The following is a 13,550-nucleotide window of genomic DNA, read 5'->3' as shown; positions in this document are numbered from 1 at the left end:
GGTCAGCGCAGGTCGGCCCTTAGGCGGACTGAAGCTCGTGCAGGCGCTTGGCGATCGCGCTCTTGCGGTTCGCGGCCTGGTTCTTGTGGATGACGCCCTTGCTCTGGGCCTTGTCCAGCGCGCGCGCGGCGTCGCGCTGCGCGACGGTGGCCTTCTCGACGTCCCCGGCCTCGGAAGCCTCACGGAACTTGCGGACGGCGGTCTTCAGCGAGGAGCGCACCGCCTGGTTGCGGACACGGGCCTTCTCGTTCTGCCGAATGCGCTTCTTCTGCGACTTGATGTTCGCCATGCGAAAACGTGCTCCAGTTACTCTGATGATCGCGTCGGTCGAACAAGCGGCTCAACTCGCGGGCAGCCGTTCCGCGAGAGGCCAGGGTGGGCGCCGACGCCGGGTGTGTGAGTCCACGGGGCTCATATTGAAACGTGGAAGTCCGAGACACGGACTTCCAGTATGCAGCACACGGCCACCACTCGTGCACACCGGTCCCCGTGCGGACGCCCCCCGGGTCCCGCGCGGGACGTACGGCTAGGACAGCAGCCACCCGGCGGTGTACGCGGCCACGTCCGCCTCACCCGTCTCGTCCCCGAGGTAGAACGCCACACCGAGCGTCCTTCCCTCCGGGGGCTCCGCCTGCGTGAGACCGAGCCTGATCCCGGCGAGCGCGGTCGCGGCCGACTCGTTCCCCACCCTCGGCCCCCACTCCCCGCCGCTGTGGGTCGGCAGGCCGAAGCGCACCGCGACGTCCTCGCGGGTGCTCAGGGCGGACAGGGACTCGGTCACCTGCCGCACCATGAAGCCCCCGTACATCGCCTCCGCGGGCATGTCCGCGCCCACGCCCGGGAGCACGACCTCGTCGGCGTGCTCGGCCATCCGGTCCAGGTAGCCCTTGGACCAGTACTTCTCCCCGCCGTCCGCGACGAACGAGGGGACCCGGCCGCCGGGCATCAGCTCCACGTGGTGCGCCTGCAGCGAGAGCACGGGGTCCTCGCCCAGCTCCCCGCGCACCAGCTCCATCAGCGCGGGCATGGACGGGTCGTTCACGGTCACCGGCCGGATGTCCAGGTGGACGCCGGCGAACCCGTCCGAGGCCACCTCGGCGACGGCCGGGGCCAGGGCCTCGCGCGCCTCCTCCCCGAACCGGTCGCGGATCAGCGACGAGCCGTCCGCCCCGTGCCGGAGCCACGCCAGCGGCCGCACGTCCGGGTACTCCGAGCCGAGCCACGACAGCAGGGCCGCGGTGTCCTCCACCCGTTCCACGGAGCCCTCGGCGTCGATGTCGCCCGCGTACACGTACACCGTGTCCACCCCGCCGGTGTCGAGCACCCGCGCCAGGTTCCCGGTGTCCTCCCACGAGCCCACCCACGCGGCGTCGGCCCCCTGGGACACCGCCCACGGGGCCGGCTCGCCCGAGTACTGGTAGGCCAGCAGCGCGCCCGCGCCGACCAGGACCACCGCGATCGCGGCCAGCCCGGCGAACACCCGTGTCAACAGCCACTTCACCCGATCGCTCCTCGCACGCTCCGGCCGGGCCCGGGACCCGTGCGTGAACGGCGCGTTCCCGGCGCCGGGTCACATAATCTGGACACGAACCCCGCACCCGAACCCCATACTGCCGCACGGACGGCGGTCGTCACCGGGGAGGGCGACCCCGTCGCCATGGGATGATTGACGATGCCGTGGACCCACGCCGCGGCGGGGCGGTGACGCCGCAGGCGCACACGCGACCCGGACCCCAACCTGTGAACGGAGCACGGTGGCACAGCCGAACTGGACCGATCCCGCGCTGATCCGCAACTTCTGCATCATCGCGCACATCGACCATGGCAAGTCGACGCTGGCCGACCGGATGCTCCAGATCACCGGGGTCGTCGAGGACCGCCAGATGCGAGCCCAGTACCTGGACCGCATGGACATCGAGCGCGAGCGCGGCATCACCATCAAGTCGCAGGCCGTGCGCATCCCGTTCACGGCGCTCGACGACAAGACGTACACGCTGGACCTCATCGACACCCCCGGGCACGTCGACTTCACCTACGAGGTCTCGCGCTCGCTCGCCGCCTGCGAGGGCGCGGTCCTGCTGGTGGACGCCGCCCAGGGCATCGAGGCGCAGACCCTCGCCAACCTGTACATGGCGCTGGAGAACGACCTCACCGTCATCCCCGTGCTCAACAAGATCGACCTCCCGGCCGCCCAGCCGGAGAAGTACGCGGAGGAGATCGCCGGCATCATCGGCTGCGACCCCTCCGACGTGCTCAGGGTCAGCGCCAAGACGGGGCAGGGCGTCGAGGAGCTCCTCAACGAGATCGTCAACCAGATCCCCGCGCCCGTCGGCGACGCCGACGCGCCCGCCCGCGCGATGATCTTCGACTCGGTCTACGACACCTACCGGGGCGTCGTCACCTACGTCCGCGTGATCGACGGCAAGCTCAGCCCGCGCGAGCGCATCCAGATGATGTCGACCCGGGCCTCGCACGAGATCCTGGAGATCGGCGTCAGCTCGCCCGAGCCCACCAAGGCCGGGGGACTGGGCGTGGGCGAGGTGGGCTACATCATCACCGGTGTCAAGGACGTGCGCCAGTCCAAGGTCGGCGACACCATCACCGCCCTGAACAGGCCGGCGACCGAGATGCTCGGCGGGTACCAGGAACCCAAGCCCATGGTGTTCTCGGGCCTGTACCCGATCGAGGGCACCGACTACCCGGTGCTGCGCGACGCCCTGGAGAAGCTCCAGCTCAACGACGCCGCCCTGGTGTTCGAGCCGGAGACCTCCGCGGCCCTGGGCTTCGGCTTCCGCTGCGGTTTCCTCGGCCTGCTGCACCTGGAGATCACCCGGGCCCGCCTGGAGCGCGAGTTCAACCTCGACCTCATCTCCACGGCGCCCAACGTGATCTACCGGGTGGACATGGAGGACGGCACCGAGCACGTCGTGACCAACCCCAGCGAGTTCCCGTCCGGCAAGATCGCCGCGATCTACGAGCCGATGGTCAAGGCGACGGTGCTCAGCCCCTCCGACCACATCGGCCAGATCATGGAGCTGTGCCAGGAGCGGCGCGGCGACCTCCAGGGCATGGACTACCTGTCCGAGGACCGCGTGGAGATGCGCTACACGCTGCCCATGGCCGAGATCGTCTTCGACTTCTTCGACCACCTCAAGTCGCGGACCAAGGGCTACGCGTCCCTGGACTACGAGCCCACCGGCGAGCAGCAGGCCGACCTGGTCAAGGTCGACATCCTGCTCCAGGGCGAGGCCGTCGACGCGTTCTCCGCGATCGTGCACAAGGACAAGGCCTACACGTACGGCGTGGACATGACCAAGAAGCTGCGCGAGCTGATCCCGAGGCAGCAGTTCGAGGTCCCCATCCAGGCGGCCATCGGCGCCCGGGTCATCGCGCGCGAGAACATCCGCGCCATCCGCAAGGACGTGCTCGCCAAGTGCTACGGCGGCGACATCAGCCGTAAGCGCAAGCTGCTGGAGAAGCAGAAGGAGGGCAAGAAGCGGATGAAGATGGTCGGCCGGGTCGAGGTGCCCCAGGAGGCCTTCATCTCCGCCCTGTCCACCGACGGCGGCGGTGGCGAGGACAAGAAGAAGAAGTAGTCCCCCGGGCCGGAGGACGACGGAGGAGGGGTGCCCCCACGGGGGCGCCCCTCCTCCGTCGTCCGCGTACGCCCGGTCCCGGGGCACGGGAGCGGGGGGCGGGGCGCCCGCTCTCCGGGTGCCCCGCCCCCGGGACGGGCGGCGGGCCGGGACGCAGGGCCTCAGCCCTTGACGGCCCCCGAGGTCAGCCCCTCGGTGATGTAGCGCTGGAGGAACCAGAACACCGCCAGGGTGGGCAGGGACAGCATGATGGCGCCGACCGCGAACATCCCGAAGTTCGCGTTCCGCTGGGAGGACACCAGCTGGTAGAGCCCGAGTCCCAGGGTCTTGGCGTCGGTGTCGCGCAGGAACACGCTCGCCATCAGGAACTCGTTGATGGTGGAGATGAACACCAGCAGGCCCACGATCGCCAGCACGGGCGTGACCAGCGGCAGCATGATCCGGAAGAACACCTGGGCGTGCGAGGCCCCGTCGATCTGCGCGGACTCGTCCAGCTCCTTCGGCACGGTGTCGAAGAAGCCCTTCATCAGCCACGTGTTGATGCTGAGCGCGCCGCCCAGGTACACCAGCAGCAGCCCCCACCGGGTGTCGAAACCGATCCCCGGGTAGTACTCGCCCAGCGTGGTGAACATCAGGTAGATCGCCACGATCGCCAGGAACTGCGGGAACATCTGGATGACCAGGAGGCCGACCAGCCCCACCCTGCGCCCCCTGAACCGCATGCGGCTGAAGGCGTACGCGGCGAGCGCGGACAGCATCACCGTCGCGGCCGCGTTGGTGACCGCGAAGAACAGCGAGTTCGCGTACCAGGTGGTGAACGGCGTGTTCGTGAAGAGGTCCCGGGCATTGGCCAGACTGGCCCCGGTCGGCCACAGCTGCGCACTGGACAGGGTGCCCAGCGGGTTGAGGGCGGCCGAGACGACGAACAGGACCGGGAAGACCGCGAAGGCCACGACCGCCAGCATCACCAGGTGGCGCCAGCCGAGCCGGACGGCCCACAGGGAGAACCGGGTTCCCGCGCTGCGCCGGTAGGGCGTGCGCGCGGTACCGGTGGCGTGCACCGCCATCAGTCCACCTCCTCGAGGGCCTTGCTCCGGCTGAGGCTGATCACGGACATCCCGGCCACGATCAGGAAGATCATCACCGACAGCGCGGCCGCGTACCCGTACTCCGCGGTGGCCTCGTTGAAGGCGAGGCGGTAGGTGTAGGTGATGAGCAGGTCCGTGGCGCCGGCCGTCGGGTTGTCCGGGGAGAACGGGCCGCCCCGGCTGATCAGCCACACGGCGTTGAAGTTGTTGAAGTTGAACGCGAACGTCGCGATCAGGATCGGTGTCATCGCGACCATCAGCAGGGGCAGGGTGACGTTGCGGAACGCCTGCCAGGGGCCCGCTCCGTCGATCTGCGCCGCCTGCCCGAGTTCGCGGGGGATGGCCTGGAGCGCTCCGGTGGCCACCAGGAACATGTACGGGTAGCCCAGCCACACGTTGGCGAGGATCACCGCGGCCCGGGCGCTCCACCGGTCTCCCAGCCAGTCGACCTGCAGCCCCAGCATCCTGTTGAACAGCCCGAAGTCGGTGTTGAACATGTCCCGCCACAGCAGGAACATCGCCAGGGAGCTCATCGCGTACGGCAGGACCACCAGGATCCGGTACACGACCTTGCCGCGCAGTTGGGGGACGTGCAGGGTGAGGGCGACCGCCAGGCCCACCACGAACACCAGGAAGGTGACCGAGACGGCGAAGGCGATGTTCCACACCAGGATGCCGAAGAACGAGGACGCGAAGGTGGGGTTGAACAGGAACCGGGCGAAGTTGTCGAAGCCGACGCCGACCTGCCAGCCCTGCGCCAGGCGCTGCCCCTCCTCGTCGTAGAACGCGCCGCGCTCGTCGTCGGCGTGGTAGACCGCGCCGGTCTCGGAGTCGGTGACGCAGTCGCACCCCTCGTCGTAGACGCGGGTGGCCGTGCCCTCGAACGCGCTCGACAGGCCGCTGGAGCGGATGCCGGAGCCGTTGCCGGAGGGCACCGCGAACTCCGACAGCTCCTCGCTGCGGGCGTTGACCTCGGCGGGGGTCAGGATCGAGTACCCGAAGGCCTCGGTGACCTTGCCCGACGGCTCGACGGTCGCCCCGGTGAGCTCCGTGAGCCCCTCCGCGTCGCCGGCGTAGGCGGAGCCCTCGTCGTCGACCAGGAGGAAGACCAGGTCACCGGTCTCGGGGGAGCCGGTGACCGCCACGGTGAGCGTGTACTCCTGAGCGCCGTCGGGGCTGCTCACGGAGTACGCCTCGATGGCGGCGATCGCCTGCTGCTTGTCGCCGCGGTGGCCGTCGCTGAGGTTCGTGACGGACGTGCTCATCGTGTAGAGCACGGGCAGGATCTGGAAGGCGAGCAGGAACAGCACGCCCGGGACCAGGTACTTGACCGGGACGGCGCGCTTGGACAGGTAGACCGCGTAGACGAGTGCGACGACGCCGGCGACCAGGGCGATGCCCAGCCAGTTGCCCGCCACGTAGAGGGGGAGGGCCGCCCACACGCCGAGGGCGGTGAACAGGCCGAGGAGGGAGATCTTGACGAGCTGCCCGCCGAGCGAGCCGTTGCCGGCGAACCGGCCTCCGGGCAGGCCCGGGCGGGCGGGCGCCCCCTTGCCGGGGGCGCCCGCGGTGTCGGTTTTCCTGGACGCCACCGCTACTCGCCGATCTGGCCGGCGATCGTCTCGTGGGCGGCCTCCATGGCCTCACGGACGTCGGCCCCGCCGATGATGGCGGCCTGGGCGATGCCCAGCGGTTCCCAGGTCTCGCCCATCTCGGGGATGGAGGGCATCGGCATGCCCTCGGCGCCCGCCTCGGCGATCGCCGCGATGTTGGGGTCGTCGGCGGAGACCGTCTCGAGGGCGTCCAGCTGGACCGGGGTGCGCGGGTCGGCCTCGTAGAGGCTGAGGATGAAGTCGGTGTCCGTGACGTAGTTGGTCACGAACTCCTGGGCGAGGGCGCTGTTGGAGCTGCCCTCGGTGACGAAGAACGCCTGGTAGCCGATGTAGGGGGTGGCGGGACCCTCGCCCTCGAAACCGGGGATGGGGCTGATCGCGTAGTCGACCCCGGCCTCGTCGGCGTCGGCGATGTTCCACGGGCCGGCGACGAAGAAGGGGGCGTCGCCCTCGTAGAACAGCACGGCGTCGTTCTCCAGGTCGATGGAGCGCCGCAGCACCCCCTCGCCCCCCTCGCCGTACTCGGCGATCCGCTCCATGGCGGCGATGGACTCGTCCGAGCCCACGCCGAGGTCGGTCGGGTCCCAGTTGCCCTCGTCGTCCTGGCCGAAGAGGTATCCGCCCGCGGAGCCGAACAGGGCGTTCATCCGGAAGGGGTCGCCCTCCTGGGTGACGGCCATGGAGAGGACCTCGCTGGTGTCACCGGCGTCCTTGAGCCCGGTCCCGACCTCGACCATCTCCTCGAAGGTCTCGGGGGCGTCGGGAACGAGTTCGGTGTTGCGCATCAGGAAGATGTTCTCCTGCGAGTACGGCACACCGAAGAGCTGTCCGTCGTAGTTGAGCGCCCGGACCGAGGTCTCGTCCAGGCCCGCGGCGCTGTCGCCGGTCAGCTCGATGGGCTGGACGGCGCCGTTGCGCACCAGGTTGCCCGTCCAGTCGTGGGCGCCGATGAAGACGTCGGGCGCGTTCCCGGCCTGGTGGGCGTTGAGCAGGTCGCCCTGGATGTCGCCGAAGGTCAGGCTCTGGACGTCGACCTCGATGCCGTTGGCCTCGGCGAACTCCGCGGCGGCCCCCTGGATGGCGTCGGCGCGCTCGGGGTCGGACCAGATGACGAGGGCGCCCTCGGCCGACGCGTCGTCGCCCCCGCCCTCACCGCCGCCACCGCACGCGGTCGCCATCAGGGCGATCGCGGCGATGCCTGTCACCACTGGTGCGCTGCGGAATCTCATGGTGTGTTCCTTCCGGGAGGCCGTGCTGAGGAGGTCGCGCATGCGGTTCGCCGGTGGCCCCGGGTCCGTCGCGGGCATGCGTGGTGATGTGACGTTAGCAATAACTTGCAAGCTTTGAAAGGCTTTGCAGACCTGCTGCATAAAGATGTGGAAACACCGCGGAAACGGACGTGTGATCGCCTGCCGGGGGTAGTCGCGCGGTGACCGCCTGATGATGATATCTGTGATGAACGCTCATTTAGTCACACCATTGGGTGCGATGCGGCCGTGAGCCGTGGCGGCGGGCGGTCGGCGGCCCCGGGGCGTGGGGAACGCTCCGCGGGCTCCGTCGGGGCGGAAGCCGCTTCAGGAGGGGCGCGGTCGGCGGGTGCGGGGCCGGCGGCGGGGCGCCCGCGTGCGGGGGAGGGGCACGGGGGCGCGGCTGGGGCCGCGGGCGGGGAAGGGCGGCGCCGGTGCCCGGCGCCGCCCGCACGGCGTCAGCCGCGCAGCCAGACCGCCGTCTCGGCCGGCAGGGCCAGGGAGCCGTCGGCCGGTGCGGCCACCGGACCGCTGGACACGAGCACCTCGCCGGACGCCGCGATCTCCGCGGTCTCCCCGCCGAGGTTCACCGCGACGCGCACGCCCGGCTCGCGCTCGAAGTACAGCACGCCCTCGGGGGCGTCCAGCCAGGTCATCGCGCCGTCGCCCAGGGCGTCCAGCTCACGGCGCAGCCCGAGCGCCCTGGTGTACAGCTCCAGGGTCGAGCCCTCCACACCCCGCTGGGACGCGCGCGACAGGGCGCCCCAGCCCTCGGGGACGGGCAGCCACGGGGTGCTCCCCTCCGGGCCGAACCCGAACGGCGCGCTCCCGTCCTCCCAGGGCAGCGGCACCCGGCAGCCGTCCCGGCCGCGCTCGGTACGGCCCGAACGCTCCCAGGTCGGGTCCTGGAGCGAGTCGTCCGGCAGGTCGGTGACCTCCGGCAGGCCCAGCTCCTCGCCCTGGTACAGGTAGACCGAGCCGGGCAGGGCCAGCATGAGCAGCGTCGCGGCGCGCGCCCGGCGCAGCCCCTGCTCTCCGCCGCCGAACCGCGTCACGTGGCGGGTCACGTCGTGGTTGGACAGCACCCAGGTGGTGGTCGCGCCCACCGCGCCGTTGGCGGCCAGCGAACCGTCGATGACCTCCCGCAGGCGGGACGGGTCCCAGGGGGCGGTCAGGTACTCGAAGTTGAACGCCTGGTGCAGCTCGTCCGGGCGCAGGTACCGGGCCACCCGGTTCGCGTCCTCGACCCAGGCCTCGGCCACCAGCGCGCGCTCGCCCGGGTAGGAGGCGGCGATCGCCGACCAGCGCCGGTAGATGTCGTGCACGCCGTCCTGGTCGAAGTACGGCAGCGTGGTGCTGCCGTCGAGCAGGTCGGCCTTGGCGCCCTCGGCGATGTCGGGCAGGCCCGGGTCCTTGACCATGCCGTGCGCGACGTCGATGCGGAACCCGTCCACACCCCGGTCGAGCCAGAAGCGGAGCACGTCGTCGAACTCGTCGTGCACCTCCTGGTGGGTCCAGTCGAAGTCGGGCTGCTCCGGGTCGAACAGGTGCAGGTACCACTGCTCGGGGGTGCCGTCGGGGCGCTTGAGGCGCGTCCAGGCGGGGCCGCCGAAGATCGACTTCCAGTTGTTCGGGGGCTGCTCCCCGTCGGGGCCCTTGCCGTCCCGGAAGACGTACCGGGACCGTGCCGGGTCCCCCGGCTCGGCGGCGACGGCCTCGCGGAACCACGCGTGGGCGGAGGAGGAGTGGTTGGGCACCACGTCGATGATCAGGCGGATGCCCAGGTCGTGGGCTGCGCCGAGGAGGGCGTCGAAGTCCTCCAGCGTGCCGAAGCGGGGGTCGACGTCGCGGTAGTCGGCGACGTCGTAGCCGCCGTCGGCGAGGGGGGAGACGTAGAACGGGGTCAGCCAGATCGCGTCCACGCCGAGCTCCGCCAGGTGGGGGAGGCGCTCCCGGATACCGGTGAGGTCGCCCTCCCCGTCACCGTTGGAGTCGGCGAAGCTGCGCACGTAGATCTGGTAGATGGCCGCTTCACGCCACCAGCGAGACTGAGGCTCCATCTTCGAGGGTCCTTCCCTGTGGCGACTGCAAGTTCTTGCGCAAGATTACCCCGAACTTTCGGCCATGTGACGGCGATCTCGACTAGAGTTACGCCCATGGGTCCACGACTTGCCGACATCGCACGGCACGCAGGCGTCAGCGAGGCCACCGTCTCGCGGGTGCTCAATGACAAGCCGGGGGTCGGCACCGAAACCCGCAAGGCCGTCCTGACCGCCCTCGACGTCCTCGGCTACGAGCGTCCCGCCCGGCTGCGGCAGCGCTCGGCCGGGCTGGTCGGCATGGTCATCCCCGAACTGGAGAACCCGGTCTTCCCGATGTTCGCCCAGGCGGCCGAGGGAGCTCTGGCCCAGCGCGGGTACACGCCGGTGCTGTGCACCCAGACCCCGGGCGGAATAACCGAGGACGAGTACGTGGAGCTGCTCCTGGAGCGCAACGTCTCCGGCATCCTCTTCGTCTCCGGCAAGCACGCCGACACCACCGCACCGCACGAGCGGTACCACGCCCTGGTCTCACGAAGACTTCCGATCGTCCTGGTCAACGGGTTCGCCGAGGCCATCCCCTCGGCGTTCGTCTCCGCGGACGACCGGGAGGCCGGAAGGCTCGCGGTCGACCACCTCGTGGCCCTGGGCCACACCCGCATCGGCTTCACCAGCGGCCCCGAGCGCTACGTCCCGGTCCGCCGCAAGCTGGAGGGCTACCACCAGGCCCTCGCCAGGCACGGCCTCGACGGGAACGACCTCGTGGAGCTGTCCCTGTTCGGCGTCGAGGGCGGCCACGCGGCCGCCGTGCGCCTGATCGAGCGCGGCGTCACCGCCATGGTCTGCGGATCCGACATGATGGCGCTCGGCGCCATCCGGGCCGCCCGCCAGCGGGGCCTGCGCGTCCCCCAGGACTTCTCCGTCGTCGGGTACGACGACTCCCAGCTCATCGCCTTCACCGACCCCCCGCTGACGACCGTCCGCCAGCCGGTCAACGCGATGGCGCTGGCCGCGGCGCGCGCCCTGTGCGACGAGATCGCCGGGCACCCCGTCTCCCACACGGAGTTCATGTTCGACCCGGAGCTGGTCGTGCGCGGCTCCACCGCCATCGCCCCCGACCGGCGGAGCGCGTCCGGGCGGGTGGACCCTCCCCGCGGCCCCCTCCCGCAGCGGGCCGCCTCCCCGGCCCCCGCCCACGCCAACCCCTGACCCGGCCGGGCCGGAGGAGGCCCCGGCGCCGGTCCCTGTGTCCCATCTCTCCGTGCACCGCACCCCGGCCGGGGCGCGTCCCGGCGACGGTCCGGCCGGGGCACGCCGCAGTGTCGGTGACACTGGAGGCATGCCTTCCGTTGCCCTCGACGGCGACCCCGTACCGCGTACCGGGGAACTGCCCGAAGCCTCCCTCGCCGAACTCGGCGGGCAGCCGCTCGGGTTCTACGTCCACGTGCCCTTCTGCGTCACACGCTGCGGCTACTGCGACTTCAACACCTACACCGCAGAGGAGCTCGTCTCCCGGGACGGGACCGCCACGACCTCGCGCGCCACGTACGCCGACCAGGCCGTCGCCGAGGTCGCGCTGGCCGACCGGGTCCTGTCCGGCGCGAGGCCCCCGGTCAGCACCGTGTTCGTCGGCGGCGGCACGCCGACCCTGCTGTCCGCCGAGGACCTGGGCCGGATCGTCGCCGCGGTCCGCGACCGGTTCGGGTTCACCCCCGGGGCCGAGGTCACCACCGAGGCCAACCCCGAGACCGTCACGCCCGAGTACCTTGTCCGGCTGCGCGAGGCCGGGTTCACCCGGATCTCCTTCGGCATGCAGAGCGCCCGCCCGCACGTGCTGAAGGTCCTGGAGCGCGGCCACACCCCCGGACGCCCCGAGCAGTGCGTGGGATGGGCCCGCGAGGCCGGGTTCGACCACGTCAACCTCGACCTGATCTACGGCACGCCGGGCGAGACGGACGACGACTGGCGGGCCTCCCTCGACGCCGCGGTCTCCGCCGGCCCCGACCACGTCTCCGCCTACTCGCTGATCGTCGAGGAGGGCACCCGGCTCGCCGCCCGGGTGCGCAGGGGCGAGCTCACCGAGCCCGACGACGACACGATGGCCGACCGCTACCTGATGGCCGACGACGTCCTCGCCGGGGCAGGGTTCACGGCCTACGAGGTGTCCAACTGGGCGCGCACGCCCGAGGGGCGCAGCGCCCACAACCTCCTCTACTGGACCGGCGGTCACTGGTGGGGCGTGGGGCCCGGCGCGCACAGCCACGTCGGCGGCACCCGCTGGTGGAACGTCAAGCACCCCGCCGCCTACGCCGCCCGCCTGAACTCGGGCGACAGCCCGGGCCAGGCCCGCGAGGTGCTCACACGGGAGGAGCGGCGCTTCGAGCGGATCCTGCTCGAACTGCGCGTGGAGCAGGGGTGCCCGCTGGACCTGCTGGAGCCGCACGGGCGCGCCGCGGCCGAGCGCGCCGTCGCCGAGGGCCTGCTGGAGGCCGGCGCCCACGGCGCGGGCCGCGCCGTCCTGACCCGCCGTGGACGCCTGCTCGCGGACGCCGTGGTGCGCGACCTCACCTGAGGGCCCGGGCGCACGCCGAGGGGGCCGGGCAGGTTGCCCGGCCCCCTCAGGCGTTCCCGCGGCGTGCGCCGCGCCGCTACTTGACCCAGTCGACGTTGACCGGGTAGCGGTACCACTCGCCGCGGTTGGCCGCGGTGCCCGCCAGGATGCCGAACACCACGGCCAGCACCCACAGGACCAGGCTCAGGAGCCCGCCGATGAGGATGAACGACAGCGGGATCGAGATGACGTAGCCGATGGTCAGCAGGATCTGGAAGTTCAGCGCCTGCGCCGACTGGTGGCGGAGGAAGGGCGACTCGTCCTTCTTCACCAAATACATGATCAGCGGGACGAGGAAGCCCAGCACGATCCCGCTGAGGTGGGTCAGGAGCGCCATCGTGCGCTCCTCGGAGTTGGGCTGGCCGGTCGTCGCCGACGACTGGCCGTAGCCCCCGTGGGGCGGGTAGCCGGGGGGCGGATAGCCGCCCTGCTGGTAGCCGCCGGTCTGCTCCTGGTACCCGGGCTGCCCGGGATAGCCGGGCGGACCCTGGTAGCCGCCCGGGTCCTGGTGTCCGGGGTAGCCGGGCGGCGGATATCCGCCGGGCTGTCCGGGGTGGCCGCCGCCCGGGTACCCCGAGGGGTCCTGAGGGGGCGGCGGGTATCCGCCGGAACCGCCGGGGGGCGGATAGCCGCCCGACCGGCCCCCGGAGCCGTCGTCGCGGCCGGTCGGGTCCCCCTGGCCGTAGGGGTCCTCTGGCTGGTTGTTCGGGTACGACATGGTGGTTCCTTCGGGTGGACTCGCTCGGACCGTGCTTCGGGACGGCCTCACTTCAGCAGGCGGATGCTGACCGGGTAGCGGTACCAGGTCCCCTTGTTGGCACCGTTGGCGCCCATGACCCCGAACACGATCGACACGATCCAGACGACCGCGATGAGGAGGGATCCGATCCAGGACAGTCCTGGGAAGAAGATACCCAGACCGATGAAGACGACCCAGGCGAAGACGTACGGGATCAGCAGCGTGATCTGGAAGTTCGCCGCCTCCGAGGCGTGGTGCCGGACGAACGGCGACTGGTTGCGCTTGGCGAGGTAGACCGCGAGGGGCGGGATCCAGCCGAAGCAGGCGATCACGAAGCCCGAGAGGTGGGCGAGCATGGCCACCAGCGTGCTGTTGTCACCCCCCTGGGCGGGCGGCTGCGGCTGGCCGTAGGCTGCCTGCGCCCCGGGGTACTGCGGCTGCTGGGGATGTCCGTAGGCCTGCGGGTGCTGCGCGTGGTCGGGCTGGGGGGCGTACCCCTGCGGGCCGCCGGCCGGTCGGCCGTAGGGCTGCTGGGGCTGTGCCTGGTGGGGGTGCCCGTAGGGATGCTGTGCCTGCTGACCGTAGTCCTGGTGGCCCTGGTCGGGCTGCGGGGCGTA

The 13,550-nt window shown here is 71.2% G+C and carries 11 protein-coding genes; 3 read left to right on the top strand and 8 right to left on the bottom strand.

Annotated elements, in window-relative coordinates; translation table 11 throughout:
- Window positions 1–19: 19 nt before the first annotated feature.
- The gene (gene rpsT, locus OUQ99_RS23725) at window positions 20–289 is read right to left on the bottom strand and encodes a 30S ribosomal protein S20 (protein WP_267945997.1); all 270 of its coding nucleotides are present in this window, start codon (window positions 287–289) and stop codon (window positions 20–22) included.
- Between the two features lie 237 nt (window positions 290–526).
- Window positions 527–1,501 carry a hypothetical protein gene (locus OUQ99_RS23720; RefSeq protein ID WP_267945996.1) on the bottom strand — a complete coding sequence of 325 codons (975 nt, stop codon included), beginning with the start codon at window positions 1,499–1,501 and terminating at the stop codon, window positions 527–529.
- Between the two features lie 253 nt (window positions 1,502–1,754).
- Between OUQ99_RS23720 and lepA the strand changes: the two genes are divergently transcribed.
- Window positions 1,755–3,596 carry a translation elongation factor 4 gene (gene lepA / locus OUQ99_RS23715; RefSeq protein ID WP_267945995.1) on the top strand — a complete coding sequence of 614 codons (1,842 nt, stop codon included), beginning with the start codon at window positions 1,755–1,757 and terminating at the stop codon, window positions 3,594–3,596.
- Between the two features lie 161 nt (window positions 3,597–3,757).
- Here lepA and OUQ99_RS23710 read toward each other — a convergent pair whose 3' ends face one another.
- The 4 genes from OUQ99_RS23710 to OUQ99_RS23695 form a co-directional block, all read right to left on the bottom strand.
- Window positions 3,758–4,663 (bottom strand): sugar ABC transporter permease, encoded by a 906-nt coding sequence (locus tag OUQ99_RS23710; RefSeq protein WP_267945994.1) that lies wholly within the window; start codon window positions 4,661–4,663, stop codon window positions 3,758–3,760.
- On the bottom strand, window positions 4,663–6,276 hold the full coding sequence (locus OUQ99_RS23705; RefSeq protein WP_267945993.1) for an ABC transporter permease subunit: 1,614 nt from the start codon (window positions 6,274–6,276) through the stop codon (window positions 4,663–4,665). Before OUQ99_RS23705 ends, OUQ99_RS23710 begins: the two co-directional genes overlap by 1 nt.
- Before the next feature lie 2 nt (window positions 6,277–6,278).
- Complete coding sequence (locus OUQ99_RS23700) at window positions 6,279–7,526, bottom strand: sugar ABC transporter substrate-binding protein (protein WP_267945992.1); 1,248 nt, start codon at window positions 7,524–7,526, stop codon at window positions 6,279–6,281.
- A gap of 476 nt (window positions 7,527–8,002) precedes the next feature.
- The gene (locus OUQ99_RS23695) at window positions 8,003–9,604 is read right to left on the bottom strand and encodes a glycoside hydrolase family 13 protein (RefSeq protein ID WP_267945991.1); all 1,602 of its coding nucleotides are present in this window, start codon (window positions 9,602–9,604) and stop codon (window positions 8,003–8,005) included.
- 96 nt (window positions 9,605–9,700) lie between these two features.
- On the opposite strand from OUQ99_RS23695, the gene OUQ99_RS23690 reads away from it, so the two are divergent.
- Together OUQ99_RS23690 and hemW are read left to right on the top strand one after the other, a co-directional pair.
- A complete protein-coding gene (locus OUQ99_RS23690; RefSeq protein ID WP_267945990.1) occupies window positions 9,701–10,792 on the top strand; it encodes a LacI family DNA-binding transcriptional regulator in 1,092 nt (363 codons plus the stop codon).
- A gap of 130 nt (window positions 10,793–10,922) precedes the next feature.
- Complete coding sequence (hemW, locus tag OUQ99_RS23685) at window positions 10,923–12,155, top strand: radical SAM family heme chaperone HemW (protein WP_267945989.1); 1,233 nt, start codon at window positions 10,923–10,925, stop codon at window positions 12,153–12,155.
- A gap of 76 nt (window positions 12,156–12,231) precedes the next feature.
- On the opposite strand, the gene OUQ99_RS23680 is transcribed toward hemW, so the two are convergent.
- Together OUQ99_RS23680 and OUQ99_RS23675 are read right to left on the bottom strand one after the other, a co-directional pair.
- Window positions 12,232–12,912: a DUF4870 domain-containing protein gene (locus OUQ99_RS23680; protein ID WP_267945988.1), complete on the bottom strand. Its 681-nt coding sequence runs from the start codon at window positions 12,910–12,912 to the stop codon at window positions 12,232–12,234.
- 47 nt (window positions 12,913–12,959) lie between these two features.
- Window positions 12,960–13,289, bottom strand: coding sequence for a DUF4870 domain-containing protein (locus OUQ99_RS23675; RefSeq protein WP_267950475.1), 330 nt, complete (start codon window positions 13,287–13,289; stop codon window positions 12,960–12,962).
- Between the last annotated feature and the right edge of the window lie 261 nt (window positions 13,290–13,550).

The organism is Streptomonospora nanhaiensis, assembly GCF_026642255.1.
Taxonomy (GTDB): domain Bacteria; phylum Actinomycetota; class Actinomycetes; order Streptosporangiales; family Streptosporangiaceae; genus Nocardiopsis; species Nocardiopsis tropica.
Note: the sequence above shows the minus strand (reverse complement) of the source record. Positions and strands in the feature narration are given on the sequence as shown.

Coding starts and splice junctions, on each gene's coding strand:
- OUQ99_RS23690 (WP_267945990.1), top strand. CDS start 9,701: ATGGGTCCACGACTTGCCGACATCGCACGGCACGCAGGCGTCAGCGAG.
- hemW (WP_267945989.1), top strand. CDS start 10,923: ATGCCTTCCGTTGCCCTCGACGGCGACCCCGTACCGCGTACCGGGGAA.
- OUQ99_RS23680 (WP_267945988.1), bottom strand. CDS start 12,912: ATGTCGTACCCGAACAACCAGCCAGAGGACCCCTACGGCCAGGGGGAC.
- rpsT (WP_267945997.1), bottom strand. CDS start 289: ATGGCGAACATCAAGTCGCAGAAGAAGCGCATTCGGCAGAACGAGAAG.
- OUQ99_RS23695 (WP_267945991.1), bottom strand. CDS start 9,604: ATGGAGCCTCAGTCTCGCTGGTGGCGTGAAGCGGCCATCTACCAGATC.
- OUQ99_RS23710 (WP_267945994.1), bottom strand. CDS start 4,663: ATGGCGGTGCACGCCACCGGTACCGCGCGCACGCCCTACCGGCGCAGC.
- OUQ99_RS23700 (WP_267945992.1), bottom strand. CDS start 7,526: ATGAGATTCCGCAGCGCACCAGTGGTGACAGGCATCGCCGCGATCGCC.
- OUQ99_RS23675 (WP_267950475.1), bottom strand. CDS start 13,289: ATGCTCGCCCACCTCTCGGGCTTCGTGATCGCCTGCTTCGGCTGGATC.